At 64.6% G+C, this 12,789-nt stretch carries 15 protein-coding genes; all 15 read right to left on the bottom strand.

From position 1 onward, the window contains the following. Nucleotides 1-98 precede the first annotated feature (98 nt). On the bottom strand, nucleotides 99-740 hold the full coding sequence (gene hisH / locus CI15_RS13275; RefSeq protein WP_062128436.1) for an imidazole glycerol phosphate synthase subunit HisH: 642 nt from the start codon (nucleotides 738-740) through the stop codon (nucleotides 99-101). A gap of 161 nt (nucleotides 741-901) precedes the next feature. Beyond that, nucleotides 902-1,489, bottom strand: coding sequence for an imidazoleglycerol-phosphate dehydratase HisB (gene hisB / locus CI15_RS13270; RefSeq protein WP_013090696.1), 588 nt, complete (start codon nucleotides 1,487-1,489; stop codon nucleotides 902-904). A gap of 102 nt (nucleotides 1,490-1,591) precedes the next feature. Further along, nucleotides 1,592-2,662, bottom strand: a complete 1,071-nt coding sequence (gene hisC, locus CI15_RS13265) for a histidinol-phosphate transaminase (RefSeq protein ID WP_062128434.1) — start codon at nucleotides 2,660-2,662, stop codon at nucleotides 1,592-1,594. 171 nt (nucleotides 2,663-2,833) lie between these two features. Continuing rightward, complete coding sequence (hisD, locus tag CI15_RS13260; RefSeq protein ID WP_062128432.1) at nucleotides 2,834-4,168, bottom strand: histidinol dehydrogenase; 1,335 nt, start codon at nucleotides 4,166-4,168, stop codon at nucleotides 2,834-2,836. Between the two features lie 58 nt (nucleotides 4,169-4,226). Then, complete coding sequence (gene hisG / locus CI15_RS13255; protein WP_062128431.1) at nucleotides 4,227-4,928, bottom strand: ATP phosphoribosyltransferase; 702 nt, start codon at nucleotides 4,926-4,928, stop codon at nucleotides 4,227-4,229. Beyond that, complete coding sequence (murA, locus tag CI15_RS13250) at nucleotides 4,925-6,187, bottom strand: UDP-N-acetylglucosamine 1-carboxyvinyltransferase (RefSeq protein ID WP_062128430.1); 1,263 nt, start codon at nucleotides 6,185-6,187, stop codon at nucleotides 4,925-4,927. The genes hisG and murA overlap by 4 nt, the downstream gene beginning before the upstream one ends. 111 nt (nucleotides 6,188-6,298) lie before the next feature. Then, nucleotides 6,299-6,538 (bottom strand): BolA family protein, encoded by a 240-nt coding sequence (locus CI15_RS13245; protein WP_062128429.1) that lies wholly within the window; start codon nucleotides 6,536-6,538, stop codon nucleotides 6,299-6,301. Between the two features lie 15 nt (nucleotides 6,539-6,553). Then, on the bottom strand, nucleotides 6,554-7,318 hold the full coding sequence (locus CI15_RS13240) for an ABC transporter permease (RefSeq protein WP_062128428.1): 765 nt from the start codon (nucleotides 7,316-7,318) through the stop codon (nucleotides 6,554-6,556). Then, nucleotides 7,315-8,247 carry an ABC transporter ATP-binding protein gene (locus CI15_RS13235; protein ID WP_062128427.1) on the bottom strand — a complete coding sequence of 311 codons (933 nt, stop codon included), beginning with the start codon at nucleotides 8,245-8,247 and terminating at the stop codon, nucleotides 7,315-7,317. The genes CI15_RS13240 and CI15_RS13235 overlap by 4 nt, the downstream gene beginning before the upstream one ends. 190 nt (nucleotides 8,248-8,437) lie before the next feature. After that, a complete protein-coding gene (locus CI15_RS13230) occupies nucleotides 8,438-8,758 on the bottom strand; it encodes an STAS domain-containing protein (RefSeq protein WP_062128425.1) in 321 nt (106 codons plus the stop codon). Beyond that, nucleotides 8,755-9,387: an MlaC/ttg2D family ABC transporter substrate-binding protein gene (locus tag CI15_RS13225; RefSeq protein WP_062128423.1), complete on the bottom strand. Its 633-nt coding sequence runs from the start codon at nucleotides 9,385-9,387 to the stop codon at nucleotides 8,755-8,757. The genes CI15_RS13230 and CI15_RS13225 overlap by 4 nt, the downstream gene beginning before the upstream one ends. A gap of 114 nt (nucleotides 9,388-9,501) precedes the next feature. Continuing rightward, nucleotides 9,502-10,518 carry an MlaA family lipoprotein gene (locus CI15_RS13220; RefSeq protein WP_062128418.1) on the bottom strand — a complete coding sequence of 339 codons (1,017 nt, stop codon included), beginning with the start codon at nucleotides 10,516-10,518 and terminating at the stop codon, nucleotides 9,502-9,504. Nucleotides 10,519-10,538: 20 nt separating this feature from the next. After that, nucleotides 10,539-11,069 (bottom strand): outer membrane lipid asymmetry maintenance protein MlaD, encoded by a 531-nt coding sequence (gene mlaD / locus CI15_RS13215; protein ID WP_062128582.1) that lies wholly within the window; start codon nucleotides 11,067-11,069, stop codon nucleotides 10,539-10,541. A 91-nt stretch (nucleotides 11,070-11,160) separates the two neighbouring features. Continuing rightward, nucleotides 11,161-11,928 carry a lipid asymmetry maintenance ABC transporter permease subunit MlaE gene (gene mlaE, locus CI15_RS13210; protein WP_062128416.1) on the bottom strand — a complete coding sequence of 256 codons (768 nt, stop codon included), beginning with the start codon at nucleotides 11,926-11,928 and terminating at the stop codon, nucleotides 11,161-11,163. Continuing rightward, nucleotides 11,925-12,746 (bottom strand): ABC transporter ATP-binding protein, encoded by an 822-nt coding sequence (locus CI15_RS13205; RefSeq protein ID WP_062128580.1) that lies wholly within the window; start codon nucleotides 12,744-12,746, stop codon nucleotides 11,925-11,927. The genes mlaE and CI15_RS13205 overlap by 4 nt, the downstream gene beginning before the upstream one ends. Nucleotides 12,747-12,789: the final 43 nt, after the last annotated feature.

Below are 12,789 nucleotides of genomic sequence, written 5' to 3'. Positions count from 1 at the left end.
TTTAGTACAACTCTTCCGGCGCTCCAGTGGGGCGCCGCTCGGATGCGGGACCGCGGCGCCGCGCGACGCGCGCGCGGCAACGGGATAAAGAAAGGCGTTCACGGGTTCCAGTGCACGAAGTTGCGATACACGCGCAAACCCGCCTCGGCGCTCTTTTCAGGGTGGAATTGGGTGGCGAAGATGTTATCCCGCGCGACTGCCGAGGTAAAGGGCATGCCGTAGACCGTCTCGCCCGACGTATGCGCCGGGTTGTCCGGCACCACGTAGTAGCTGTGCACGAAGTAGAAGAATGCGTTGTCGGCGACACCGTCCCACAGCGGATGCGGCTGCGCCTGACGCACACGGTTCCAGCCCATCTGCGGGACCTTGAAGCGCGAGCCGTCGTCCTGCACCTGGCCTTCGAGCTCGAAGCGCACCACTTTGCCGGGCAGCAGACCCAGGCCCGGCGTATCGCCCTCGGCGCTCCAGTCGAACAACATCTGCTCGCCGACGCACACGCCCATTAGCGGCTTGCTGCGCGACGCCTCGACGACCGCTTCCTGCAAACCGGACGCGCCGAGACTGCGCATGCAGTCGGGCATCGCGCCCTGGCCGGGCAGCACGACGCGGTCGGCCGCACGGATCGCTTCGGGACGATCGACGATCGCCACGTCCGCTTCCGGCGCGGCTTTGCGCAATGCCTGGGCAACCGAGCGCAGGTTGCCCATACCGTAATCCACAATCGCTATCGAAGTTTTCATTTCAAGTTTGGCCGCTCTGCCTTCAATCCATCGACGCCGCGGCGCGGCGTCGAACGACGTGCCGGCAAGTGCGGTCCTGCCCGATGCGTCGCTTGAAGGTGAGTGGCCTGAAGACGTTGGAGGCGGTGATACCCGTGTTAAAGCCTGCTACGGCCGTTGCGTCAAAGGCTGCCTTTGGTCGACGGAATCTGTCCGGCCGCGCGCTCGTCGAGCTCGACGGCCATGCGCAGCGCGCGCCCGAACGCCTTGAACACCGTTTCGAGCTGATGGTGAGCGTTGATGCCACGCAGGTTGTCGATGTGCAGCGTCACGCCGGCATGGTTCACGAAGCCGCGGAAGAATTCGATCGACAGGTCGACGTCGAACGTGCCGATGCGCGCGCGCGTGAACGGCACGTGGAATTCGAGACCCGGACGGCCGGAAAAATCGATCACGACGCGCGACAGCGCTTCGTCGAGCGGCACGTACGAATGACCGTAGCGGCGAATACCCTTGCGGTCGCCGATCGCCTTCGCGACGGCCTGGCCGAGCGTGATGCCGGTGTCTTCGACCGTGTGGTGGTCGTCGATATGCAGGTCGCCATGCGCTTCGATCTCGAGGTCGAACAACCCGTGGCGGGCGATCTGGTCGAGCATGTGGTCCAGGAACGGCACACCGGTGGCCAGCTTCTGCTGACCGGTGCCGTCCAGGTTGATCTTCACACGGATCTGCGTTTCGCTGGTGTTGCGAACGACTTCCGCAAGGCGCATGGCAATTCCTCGAATCTGGCTTAAAAGCGCTAGTAATGTGGGGTGGAAACAATGGCGTGCTGCGCGGCGCAGCCGCTCGAGGCGGCCGCCTGGTGCTGCGGACTACCGCAACACGAGCTTCAGGCCGGCGAGCAACTGGGCGTTCTCGTTCGGTGAACCGACGGTCAAACGCACGCAATTAGCCAGCAATGGATGCATTTTACTCACGTTTTTGATCAGAACCCGCGCCGTGAGCAGGGTTTCGAACAGCACCGACGCATCGGGCACGCGCACCAGCAGGAAGTTGCCCGCGCTCGGAAACACTTCGGCACCCGGCAACGCGGCCACGGCCTGCGCGAGCTTCGCGCGCTCGTCGCGCAATTGCGCGGCCTGGGCGTCGAGCACGCCGATGTGATCGAGCAGGAAATCGGCGGTGGCTTGCGTCAGCACGTTGGTGTTGTACGGCGGGCGCACCTTGTCGAACTCGGTCAGCCACGCGGGCTTGCCAACCAGGTAACCGAGGCGGATGCCGGCGAGGCCCAGCTTCGACACCGTGCGCATCACGACGACGTTGTCGAACTGGTCGGCGCGCGGCAGCCAGCTCTTTTGCGCGAACGGCTGATACGCCTCGTCGATCACGACGAGGCTCTTGCCCGCCGCGGCGATGACGCGCTCGATGTCGGCGTCGTCGAACAGCGTGCCGGTGGGGTTGTTCGGATACGCGAGATAGATGATCGCCGGTTGATGTTCGGCGATCGCCGCGAGCATCGCGTCAGTGTCGAGCGCGAAGTCCGGCTTTAGCGGCACGCCGACGAATTCGAGATTCGCGAGCTGCGCCGACATCTGATACATGACGAACCCCGGCACCGGTGCGAGCACCTTCGCGCCCGGCTTCGCGCACGCGACCGACATGATGCTGATGATTTCGTCCGAGCCGTTGCCGAGCAGCACGTCGCAACCGGCAGGCACGCCCATCACCTGACGGATGCGCTCGATCAACTGCTCGGGACGCGGCGCCGGATAGCGGTTCAGCGCGACGCCGGCCAGACGTTCGCCGAGATGCGCGGCGAGTTCCGGCGGCAGCGAAAACGGGTTTTCCATCGCGTCGAGCTTGATGAAGCCCGTGGCGTCCGGAACCGGATAGCTCGTCATTGCGAGCACGTCGCTGCGGATGATGTCTTGAGGTGTCGTCATAGCTTCGGGGGCCGGGCCGTGCGAAGAACGCCGGGCCGGCGTCGTCGGCGCAGGTGCGCTCGGGTTGGTCTCTGTGGTAGTTATTGAACGGGCAGTTGGCGCGCGCCGTCGGGCGAGCGGGTGGAAGCAGGCAGACCTGGAAGCCACCCTCGCCGCGATCGGTGATCCGCCTCAGCCGCGTTCGTTGCTGTTCTGCCGCATCCGGTATTCGGCGCTGCGCGCGTGCGCTTGCAATCCTTCGCCGTAAGCGAGTTCGGCGGCGATTTCGCCAAGCGTCTGTGCACCTTCCGCGCTGACCTCGATCAGGCTCGAACGCTTGAAGAAATCATAGACGCCGAGCGGCGACGAGAACCGCGCAGTGCGCGAGGTCGGCAGCACATGGTTCGGGCCCGCGCAGTAGTCGCCAAGGCTCTCGCTGGTGTAGCGGCCCAGGAAGATCGCGCCCGCATGGCGGATCTGCTGCGCCCATTGATGCGGCTCGAGCGCCGAGATTTCGAGGTGCTCGGGCGCGATGTCGTTGGCGATCGCGCAGGCCTCGGCCATGTCGCGCACCTTGATCAGCGCGCCGCGATTTTCGAGCGACGTGCGAATCACGTCGCGGCGCGGCAGCGTGGGCAGCAGTTCGTCGATCGCTTCCTGCACACGCGCGATGAACGCATCGTCCGGACACAGCAGGATCGACTGCGCGAGCTCGTCGTGCTCGGCCTGCGAGAACAGGTCCATCGCGACCCAGCGCGGATCGGTCGTACCGTCGCACAACACGAGGATTTCCGACGGCCCGGCGATCATGTCGATGCCGACCGTACCGAACACGCGACGCTTCGCCGACGCGACATACGCATTGCCGGGGCCGCAGATCTTGTCGACCGCGGGCACCGTCTTCGTGCCGTACGCGAGCGCGGCCACCGCCTGCGCGCCGCCGATCGTAAACACCCGATCGACACCGCCCAGCAGCGCCGCCGCCAGCACGAGCGGATTCTTCACACCGTCCGGCGTCGGCACGACCATCACGATTTCGCGTACGCCTGCGACCCGCGCCGGAATCGAGTTCATCAGCACCGACGACGGATACGCGGCCTTGCCACCCGGCACGTAGATCCCCGCGCGATCGAGCGGCGTGACCTTCTGGCCAAGCACCGTGCCGTCCGCTTCGGTGTACTGCCAGCTATGGCTACCGCACTCGATCTTCTGCTTCTCGTGATAGCCACGCACACGCGCCGCCGCCGCTTCGAGCGACGCACGCCGCTTCGGCTCGAGACTTTCGAGCGCCGCTTCGAGCTCCGACATCGGCAGCTCGAGCTCAGCCACGCTTTTCGCAGCGATGCGATCGAAGCGGTTCGTGTACTCGAGCACCGCCTCGTCGCCGCGCGCCTTCACGTCGTTCAGAATCTGCGCAACCGAGCGCTCGATGGCTTCGTCTTCGCTCGCCTCGAACGCGAGCACCGCATGCAGCGACTTGTGGAAGTCGCGCGCGGTGGAATCGAGTTTGCGAATCTTGGTAGACATACAGGTATCCGTTTCGGTAAGGCGCTCAGTCGCAGCGTGATCAGAGTGCCATCGTCAGTCAGGCCGCCGGGGCGCCGGTTTTCAACGACGCATTGGCAAACGCGTCGAGAATCGGCCGCAACGCGGCGCGTTTGAGCTTCAGCGCTGCCTGGTTCACCACGAGACGCGAAGAAATCTGCATGACCTCCTCCACCTCGACGAGATTGTTCGCACGCAGCGTATTGCCCGAGCTGACCAGGTCGACGATCGCGTCGGCCAGGCCGACCAGCGGCGCGAGTTCCATCGAGCCGTACAGTTTGATCAGATCGACGTGAACGCCCTTGGCGGCGAAATGCTCACGCGCGGTTTCAACATACTTGGTCGCGACTCGCAGACGCGCGCCCTGGCGCACCGCGTTCGCATAATCGAAACCCGCCGCGACCGCGACCGACATCCGGCAACGCGCGATGTCCAGATCGACCGGCTGATACAGGCCGCTGCCGCCGTGTTCGAGCAGCACGTCCTTGCCGGCCACGCCGAAGTCGGCCGCGCCGTACTCGACATAGGTCGGCACGTCGGTCGCGCGCACGATGATCACGCGCAGATTCGCGTCGGTGGTCGGCAGGATCAGCTTGCGCGACGTTTCCGGGTCTTCCGCGACTTCGATGCCGGCCGCCGCGAGCAGCGGCAGCGTTTCCTCGAAGATACGCCCTTTCGACAACGCAAGCGTGAGCGGCGCGCTCACCGCCGGCGACGACGAAGTCTGCGGCATCGAACTCATGCCTCGCTCCCGGAAACCCGGCGCACCTTTGCGCCGATCGCATTGAGCTTCGCTTCCATACGGTCGTAACCGCGGTCGAGGTGATAGATGCGGTCGATCAGCGTCTCGCCCTCGGCGCGCAGCGCGGCGATCACGAGGCTCGCGGAGGCGCGCAGATCGGTGGCCATCACCTTCGCGCCCGAGAGTTTCTCGACGCCGTTCACGAGCGCGGTGTTGCCGTCGATCGTGATGCTCGCGCCGAGGCGGTTCAGTTCCTGCACGTGCATGAAGCGGTTCTCGAAGATCGTCTCGACGACCTGCGACGTACCGTCCGCGATCGTGTTGAGCGCCATGAACTGCGCCTGCATGTCGGTCGGGAAAGCCGGGTATTCGGAGGTGCGGAACGTCACCGCCGACGGGCGTTTGTCCATGCGCACGCGCATCCAGTCGTCGCCTTCGTCGACCGTCACGCCCGCCTCGCGCAGCTTTTCCGTCACCGCTTCGAGCAGCAGCGGACGCATCTTGCGCAGCGTGACATCGCCGCCGGCCGCCGCGACCGCGCACAGGAACGTGCCTGCTTCGATGCGGTCCGGAATCACCGCGTGCTTCGCGCCGTGCAGCTTGTCGACGCCGTGGATCACGAGGCGGTCGGTGCCGATGCCGTCGATCTTCGCGCCCATCGCGACGAGCAGATGCGCGAGGTCGACCACTTCGGGTTCGCGCGCTGCGTTCTCGATGACCGTTTCGCCTTCGGCAAGCACCGCCGCCATCAGCAGGTTCTCGGTACCGGTCACGGTGATCATGTCGGTGACGATGCGTGCGCCCTTCAGACGCTTCGCGCGCGCTTCGATGAAGCCGTGCTCGATCGTGATCTCGGCGCCCATCGCCTGCAGACCCTTGATGTGCTGATCGACCGGACGCGCGCCGATCGCGCAGCCGCCCGGCAGCGACACGCGCGCATGACCGAAGCGCGCGAGGAGCGGACCGAGCACGAGAATCGACGCGCGCATCGTCTTCACCATCTCGTACGGCGCGACGAGGTTGTCGACCTGCGATGCGTTCAGCGCGACGCGCCCTTCGCCCGCTTCGATGCGCACGCCCATCTGCCCGAGCAGCTTGAGCATCGTGCGCACGTCCTGCAGATCGGGCACGTTCTCCAGATGCACCGGATCGGCGGTCAAAAGACCCGCGCACAGGATCGGCAATGCCGCGTTCTTCGCACCCGAGACGACAACTTCACCGGAGAGCGGGTAGCCACCTTCAATGATGAGTTTATCCATGCCTGTCGGTTCCTGATCGGCCCGGTTCGCGCCCGGACCTGCTTTGTCTGTGTTCGGCGCGCCGCTCGCGGCGTCGCGCCCTTCCTGAGTAATTCGCACTAAATTTCCAGATTACGCGTTCTGCCATTCGGCGGGCGTCAGCGTCTTCATGCTGAGCGCGTGGATTTCTTCGCGCATGCGGTCGCCGAGCGCCGCATACACGAGTTGATGGCGCTGGATCAGGCGCTTGCCTTCGAAGCTCGGCGAAACGATCGTCGCAAAGAAATGCTGACCGTCGCCTTCGACTTCGAGATGCTCGCATGCGAGCCCAGCCGCTATGTATTGCTTGACCTGTTCGGGAGTCGGCAACATGAGAGAAGCTCCTCGTCAGTGGCGCAGCTTGTAGCCGGTGGCGAGCATGCGCATCGCGACGACAGCCAGCACCACGAAGAAACCGGCGACGATCGCAAGGCTCACGAGCGGGTCGATATCCGACACGCCGAAAAAGCCATAGCGAAAGCCGTCGATCATGTAGAAAAACGGATTGAGCCGCGACGCTTCGCGCCACCCCGGCGGCAGCGTATGCGTCGAGTAGAACACGCCGGACAGGAACGTGAGCGGCATGATCAGAAAGTTCTGGAACGCGGCGAGCTGGTCGAACTTTTCGGCCCAGATGCCGGCGATCAGACCCAACGTGCCGAGAATCGCCGCACCGAACATCGCGAACACGATGATGTAGAGCGGCGCGGTAAAGGAGAGCGGCACAAACCAGATCGTCACGATGAACACGCCGAAGCCGACGCACAAGCCGCGCGCGACGGCCGCGAGCACATAGGCCGCGAACATCTCGTAGTGCGACAGCGGCGGCAGCAGCACGAACACCAGATTGCCGGTGATCTTCGACTGGATCAGCGAAGACGAGCTATTGGCGAACGCGTTCTGCAGCACGCTCATCATCACGAGACCCGGAATCAGGAAGCTCGTGTACTCGACGCCCGGATAGACCTGCACGTGGCCGCGCAGCGCGTGGCCAAAGATGGTCAGGTAAAGCAGCGCGGTGATGACCGGCGCGAGCACGGTCTGGAACGACACTTTCCAGAACCGCAGCAGTTCTTTGTAGAACAGCGTGCTAAATCCACTGTAGCCGCTCATGCCAGCCCCTCGATCACTTCCGGACCGTTCATCACCTGAACGAATACGTCTTCGAGATCGGCCTTGCGGACCTCGATTTCTTCGAATGTGCAACCTGCCGCGCGACATTGCGCGAGGATGCGCTCGACGTCGTCATAGCTCGTCAGACGCAGCAGATGCTGGCGGCCGTTAGCGTTGGCCGCCCCGCTTTCCGCCTCGAGCGGACGCAGCTCGGCGGGTAGCACGCCTTGCGCGAAGCGCACGAACAACTGCATGCCGGCGAAACGCTGCAGCAACGTGCTGGTGCGATCGAGCGCGACCACCTCGCCACGGCGCAGCATCGCGATCCGGTCGCACAGCGATTCGGCTTCTTCGAGGTAATGCGTGGTCAGCACGATCGTGTGGCCTTCGCGATTCAGGCGCGAGATGAACTTCCACAGCGTCTGGCGCAGCTCGACGTCGACGCCCGCGGTCGGCTCGTCGAGCACGATCACCGGCGGACGGTGCACCAGCGCCTGCGCGACCAGCACGCGGCGCTTCATGCCGCCCGACAGCGCGCGCATATTGGCGTCGGCTTTCTCGGTGAGATCGAGATTGGCCATGATCTCGTCGATCCACGCGTCGTTGTTGCGCAGCCCGTAGTAGCCCGACTGGATGCGCAAGGTTTCGCGCACCGTGAAGAACGGATCGAACACGAGCTCCTGCGGCACCACGCCGAGCGCACGGCGCGCGTTGCGGAAATCGCCGACGACGTCATGACCGCGCACCGCGATGCTGCCTTCGTCGGCGCGTGCGAGACCCGCGAGTATGCTGATGAGCGTCGTCTTGCCCGCGCCGTTCGGACCGAGCAGCCCGAAGAACTCGCCTTCTTCGACCGTGAGGCTGACGCCCTTGAGCGCCTGCAAGTCCTTGTAGCGCTTCTTGACGTTACGAATTTCTATGGCTGACATGACTATGGGCCGCGTGCGTCGCGGCGCCTGAAGTAGCCCCGATGGAGCTTGGGGACAAGCAAATGCTGGAAGAAACGGAACCGGGTCCGATTAGGGGGCCAGTTCAATGCCCCAAAAAAACGTTTGATTATAGGGCAAAAACTGACACCCCCGGCTTGACCGGAAGGAGGGAGACGACGCTAGAGGAGCGTCAATGTCGCGCTGACGCAACCATATTGGCGGCGACAGGGTTGAGAAGCGTATCGACGCCATAGGCCTGCGCGAGGCTGGCGAGACCAGCCGGCAGATTGACGATTTCAAAGCTGGCGCCGCGCGCCGCCGCGGCCCGCACCCATGCGAGCAGCACGGCGAGCGCCGACGAATCGAATTGCGTGAGCGGCGCGCAATCGACGCCGCGCGCGCCCGCCTCGATGCGTTGCAGACCCGCCGCGAGCGCAGCCTTCGCGCTCTCGTGGGTCATCGTCGCGCCGCTGTCGAAGCGGTTCGCGACCGCGTTCAGCACGTCGCTCACGACTGCTTGCCCGCGGCGAGTTGCTGATTGCGCTGCGTGAGGAACTGGATCAGTCCGTCGACGCCCTTCTGCTGGATCTGCTCGTTGAACTGCTGCTGATACGCCTGGATCAGCCACGCGCCGAGCACGTTGATGTCATACACACGCCAGCCTTGCGCCGTCTTGTACAGGCGGTAGTCGAGTTCGATCGGCTGGCCATTGTTCATCACGACCGAGCGCACCACCGTGTCGGTATCGTCCGGGTTCATGCGGAACGGCTTGTACTGGATCTGCTGGTCGCGCACCTGCGCGAGCGCGCCCGAATACGTGCGGATCAGCAGCATCTTGAACTGCTCGACCACCTGGTTCTGCTGCTCGGGCGTGGCGGTGCGCCAGTTGCGGCCCATCGCGAGCTGCGTGGTGCGGCGGAAGTCGGTGTACGGCAGGATCTTTTCGTTGACGAGCGCCGTGATGTGCGTGATGTCGCCCTGCTGGATCGACTTGTCGCCGCGAATCGCGTCCATGACCTGCTGGGTGACGGTCTTGATCAGCGCGTCCGGTGCGTTGACGTCGACAGTCTGCGCCGATGCCCCTGCGCTGATGAATGAAAACAACGCGGCAAACAACGGAATCAGGAAGAATTTTTTCATATCGAGCTTTACCTCAAAAATAGGGCAACGATTTGGACCGACCTTATCACGCGAGTTCGACGGCAATCCATGCGCAAACTGCGAGAGTCGTATCGATCTGTTACGGCCGCATGTTCAATGCAATCTGAACGACGGAAAGTTAAAGCGCGTGGGCGGCACCAGCTGACCGGCCGGAATCTGGGTTTCGGGACCGCCGTTCAGGTCGAGCGGCGGGGTTCCGGTGCCGGAGGCGGCCTCGGGTGCCGACGCGCTCTGCGGCGGCGTGGCCGCGACCGGGCCAGAGGCGGGAGCCGTCGTGGCCGGAGCACCCTGCGTGCCCGCCGCAGCACCTGCCGCGCCCGGAGCGGCGCCGGTCTCGCCCTCGTCGTACTTCGGCAGCGGCGCCTCCTCGTCGTAGCTCGGCAGTTCCTGCGGACGCCGGCGATTATCCGAGAGCAGATACTGACGGCGCTGCAGATAGGCGTTGCGCACGAACGAATATTTGTCGAGCGCCGCGGTTTCGAGCAGGTTGCTCGCGCCGAGCAGGTTTGCGCGCGTACTGATGATGTTCAGGCCCCACAGGCCCCAGCTCAGGCCCGACGGACTGATGTAGCTGATCGGGTTCACGTAGTAGTTGCCGAGCGAGCCGAACGCGTCGCGCACCGTGCTCGGCCCGAACAGTGGCAGCACCAGGTAAGGGCCCGACGGCACGCCGTAGTGGCCGAGCGTCAGACCGAGGTCGTTGTCGTGCTTGGGCAGCTTCGCGAGCGTCGCGACGTCGAACAGGCCGCCGACGCCGAACACCGTGTTGATCACGATCCGCATGATGTCGGACACGCCGTCCGCGATACGCAACTGCAGCAGATTGTTCGCCGCGATATAGATGTCGCCGATGTTCGAGAAGAAGTTCGTCACGCTGTCCCGCACCGGCTGCGGCGTGACAAACACGTAGCCCTGCGCGACAGGCTTGATCGCATACTGGTCGATCTTGTCGTTGACAGTGAAGATCGTGCGGTTCAACCCTTCGAACGGGTCGCCCTTGGTGGGGGTCTGCACGGTCGTGCAACCGGCAAGCAGCGCAGCCGCCACGGCGACCTTGCCGAACTGTAGGACGCGCGCGACGCCGCGCGGGGTCTGCAGTGTCGTCTGCATCGTTGTTCTCCTTGTTGGCCTTACTGGCCGGCAGCGCCGGAGGCCGGCGCGCCCGGCGCCGGCGCAGGGGCCGATGCAGCAGGCTTCGCCGCGCCGGAATCCGCGGCCTTGCTATACAGAAACTGGCCGATCAGATTTTCCAGCACGATCGCCGATTGCGTCATCGAGATGGTATCGCCCGCCTTCAGCATTTCCGTGTCGCCACCGGGCTCGAGCCCGATGTATTGCTCGCCGAGCAGACCCGAGGTCAGGATCTTCGCCGACGTGTCCCGCGGAAACTGGTATTGCTTGTCGATATCGATCGTGACGAGCGCCTGGTAAGCATTGCTGTCGAAGCCGATCGACGCGACCCGGCCGACCGTCACGCCCGCGCTCTTCACCGGCGCGCGCGGCTTCAGCCCGCCGATGTTGTCGAACTTGAGTTTGACCGGATAGGTTGCCTGGAACGACAACGAGCTCATGTTGCCAGCCTTCAGCGCCAAAAACAGCAAAGCTACGAAACCCAGCACCACAAACAGGCCGACCCAGAAGTCGAGAACATTCTTTTTCATCGTCATCCCAAAGTGAATCCGCCGCGCCGCCGCCACTTTCCGCCGTGCGCGGCGCATCGTGCGCCGCCGGCAGCCGGCGCGCTGCGCGGTCTTAGCTGAACATCAGAGCGGTCAGCAGGAAATCGAGCCCGAGCACCGCGAGCGACGCGTACACGACCGTGCGGGTCGTCGCGCGCGACACGCCTTCCGGCGTCGGCTTCGCCTCGTAGCCTTGAAACAGCGCGACGAAGGTCACCGCGAGGCCGAACACCACGCTCTTGACGACCCCGGCGCCAACATCGCGCCACACGTCGACGCCGCTTTGCATCTGCGACCAGAACGCGCCGGCATCGACGCCGATCAGCAGCACGCCCACCACGTAACCACCGAGAACGCCGACCGCGCTGAAGATCGCGGCGAGGATCGGCATCGACACGATGCCGGCCCACAGGCGCGGCGCGATCACGACCTTGACCGGATCGACGGCCATCATTTCCATCGCGGTGAGTTGCTCGCCCGCCTTCATCAGACCGATTTCGGCGGTGAGCGACGTGCCCGCGCGCCCGGCGAACAGCAGCGCCGTCACGACCGGACCGAGCTCGCGCACGAGCGACAGTGCAACCAGCAGGCCGAGCGCCTGCTCGGAGCCGTAGCGGTTCAGCGTGTAATAGCCCTGCAGTCCGAGCACGAAGCCGACGAACAGCCCCGACACCGCGATGATCACCAGCGAATAATTACCCACGAAGTGGATCTGCTTCGTGACAAGACGCGGGCGGCGCAGCAGCGGGAAAAATTCGAGCAGCAGGCGCAGGAAGAAGCGCGTCGCGTAGCCGGCGGTGCCGAGCCCGGTGATCACCGAGCGACCGAGCGTACTGATCATGACTGGCCTCCGCCGATGCCGAAGTCCGCCGCAAGCGGTGCATTCGCCGGATAGTGGAATTTGAACGGGCCGTCCGGCGCGCCGTCGATGAACTGCCGCACGGTCGGATCGGTCGATGCGCGCAGCTCGTCGGGCGTGCCCTCGGCGAGCACGCCGCCATTGGCCAGAAAGTAGACGTAGTCGGCGATCGCGAACGATTCCGGCACGTCGTGCGTGACCAGAATCGAGGTCGCGCCGAGCGCCTGGTTCAACGTACGGATCAGATTCGCGGTGATGCCGAGCGAGATCGGGTCGAGGCCGGCGAACGGCTCGTCGTACATCATCAGTTCGGGGTCGAGCGCGATGGCACGCGCCAGTGCCACGCGCCGCGCCATGCCGCCCGAAATCTCCGACGGCAGCAGATCGCGCGCGCCGCGCAGACCGACCGCGTTGAGCTTCATCAGCACGAGGTCGCGCAGCAGTTCTTCAGGGAGATCGGTGTGCTCGCGCAGCGAGAAGGCGACGTTCTCGAACACCGACATGTCGGTGAACAGCGCGCCGAACTGGAACAGCATGCCCATCTTGCGACGCAGCGCGTAAAGGCCTTCGCGCGTCTGCTCGCCGATGTCCTGGCCGTGGAACAGCACCTGCCCGCGCTGTGCGCGCACGAGGCCGCCGATCAGCCGCAGCACCGTGGTCTTGCCGCAACCCGAGCCGCCCATGACCGCGACGACCTGACCACGACGAAAGCGCAGATTCAGATTCGACAGGACGAGCCGGTCGCCGTAACCGAAGTCGACGTCGCGCAGCTCGAGTAGGGGCTCGGGGGAGGAAGGCACCAAACTGACAATCCTTTTACAGGGAAGGCCGAATTATAGGGCC

It is taken from the genome of Paraburkholderia monticola (assembly GCF_001580545.1).
Classification (GTDB): domain Bacteria; phylum Pseudomonadota; class Gammaproteobacteria; order Burkholderiales; family Burkholderiaceae; genus Paraburkholderia; species Paraburkholderia monticola.
This window is presented reverse-complemented; position numbering and strand designations above follow the sequence as displayed.

Excerpts from the sequence above, each read along its gene's own strand:
- hisH (WP_062128436.1), bottom strand. The coding sequence starts at position 740 with ATGAAAACTTCGATAGCGATTGTGGATTACGGTATGGGCAACCTGCGC.
- hisB (WP_013090696.1), bottom strand. The coding sequence starts at position 1,489 with ATGCGCCTTGCGGAAGTCGTTCGCAACACCAGCGAAACGCAGATCCGT.
- hisC (WP_062128434.1), bottom strand. The coding sequence starts at position 2,662 with ATGACGACACCTCAAGACATCATCCGCAGCGACGTGCTCGCAATGACG.
- hisD (WP_062128432.1), bottom strand. The coding sequence starts at position 4,168 with ATGTCTACCAAGATTCGCAAACTCGATTCCACCGCGCGCGACTTCCAC.
- hisG (WP_062128431.1), bottom strand. The coding sequence starts at position 4,928 with ATGAGTTCGATGCCGCAGACTTCGTCGTCGCCGGCGGTGAGCGCGCCG.
- murA (WP_062128430.1), bottom strand. The coding sequence starts at position 6,187 with ATGGATAAACTCATCATTGAAGGTGGCTACCCGCTCTCCGGTGAAGTT.
- CI15_RS13245 (WP_062128429.1), bottom strand. The coding sequence starts at position 6,538 with ATGTTGCCGACTCCCGAACAGGTCAAGCAATACATAGCGGCTGGGCTC.
- CI15_RS13240 (WP_062128428.1), bottom strand. The coding sequence starts at position 7,318 with ATGAGCGGCTACAGTGGATTTAGCACGCTGTTCTACAAAGAACTGCTG.
- CI15_RS13235 (WP_062128427.1), bottom strand. The coding sequence starts at position 8,247 with ATGTCAGCCATAGAAATTCGTAACGTCAAGAAGCGCTACAAGGACTTG.
- CI15_RS13225 (WP_062128423.1), bottom strand. The coding sequence starts at position 9,387 with ATGAAAAAATTCTTCCTGATTCCGTTGTTTGCCGCGTTGTTTTCATTC.
- CI15_RS13220 (WP_062128418.1), bottom strand. The coding sequence starts at position 10,518 with ATGCAGACGACACTGCAGACCCCGCGCGGCGTCGCGCGCGTCCTACAG.
- mlaD (WP_062128582.1), bottom strand. The coding sequence starts at position 11,069 with ATGAAAAAGAATGTTCTCGACTTCTGGGTCGGCCTGTTTGTGGTGCTG.
- mlaE (WP_062128416.1), bottom strand. The coding sequence starts at position 11,928 with ATGATCAGTACGCTCGGTCGCTCGGTGATCACCGGGCTCGGCACCGCC.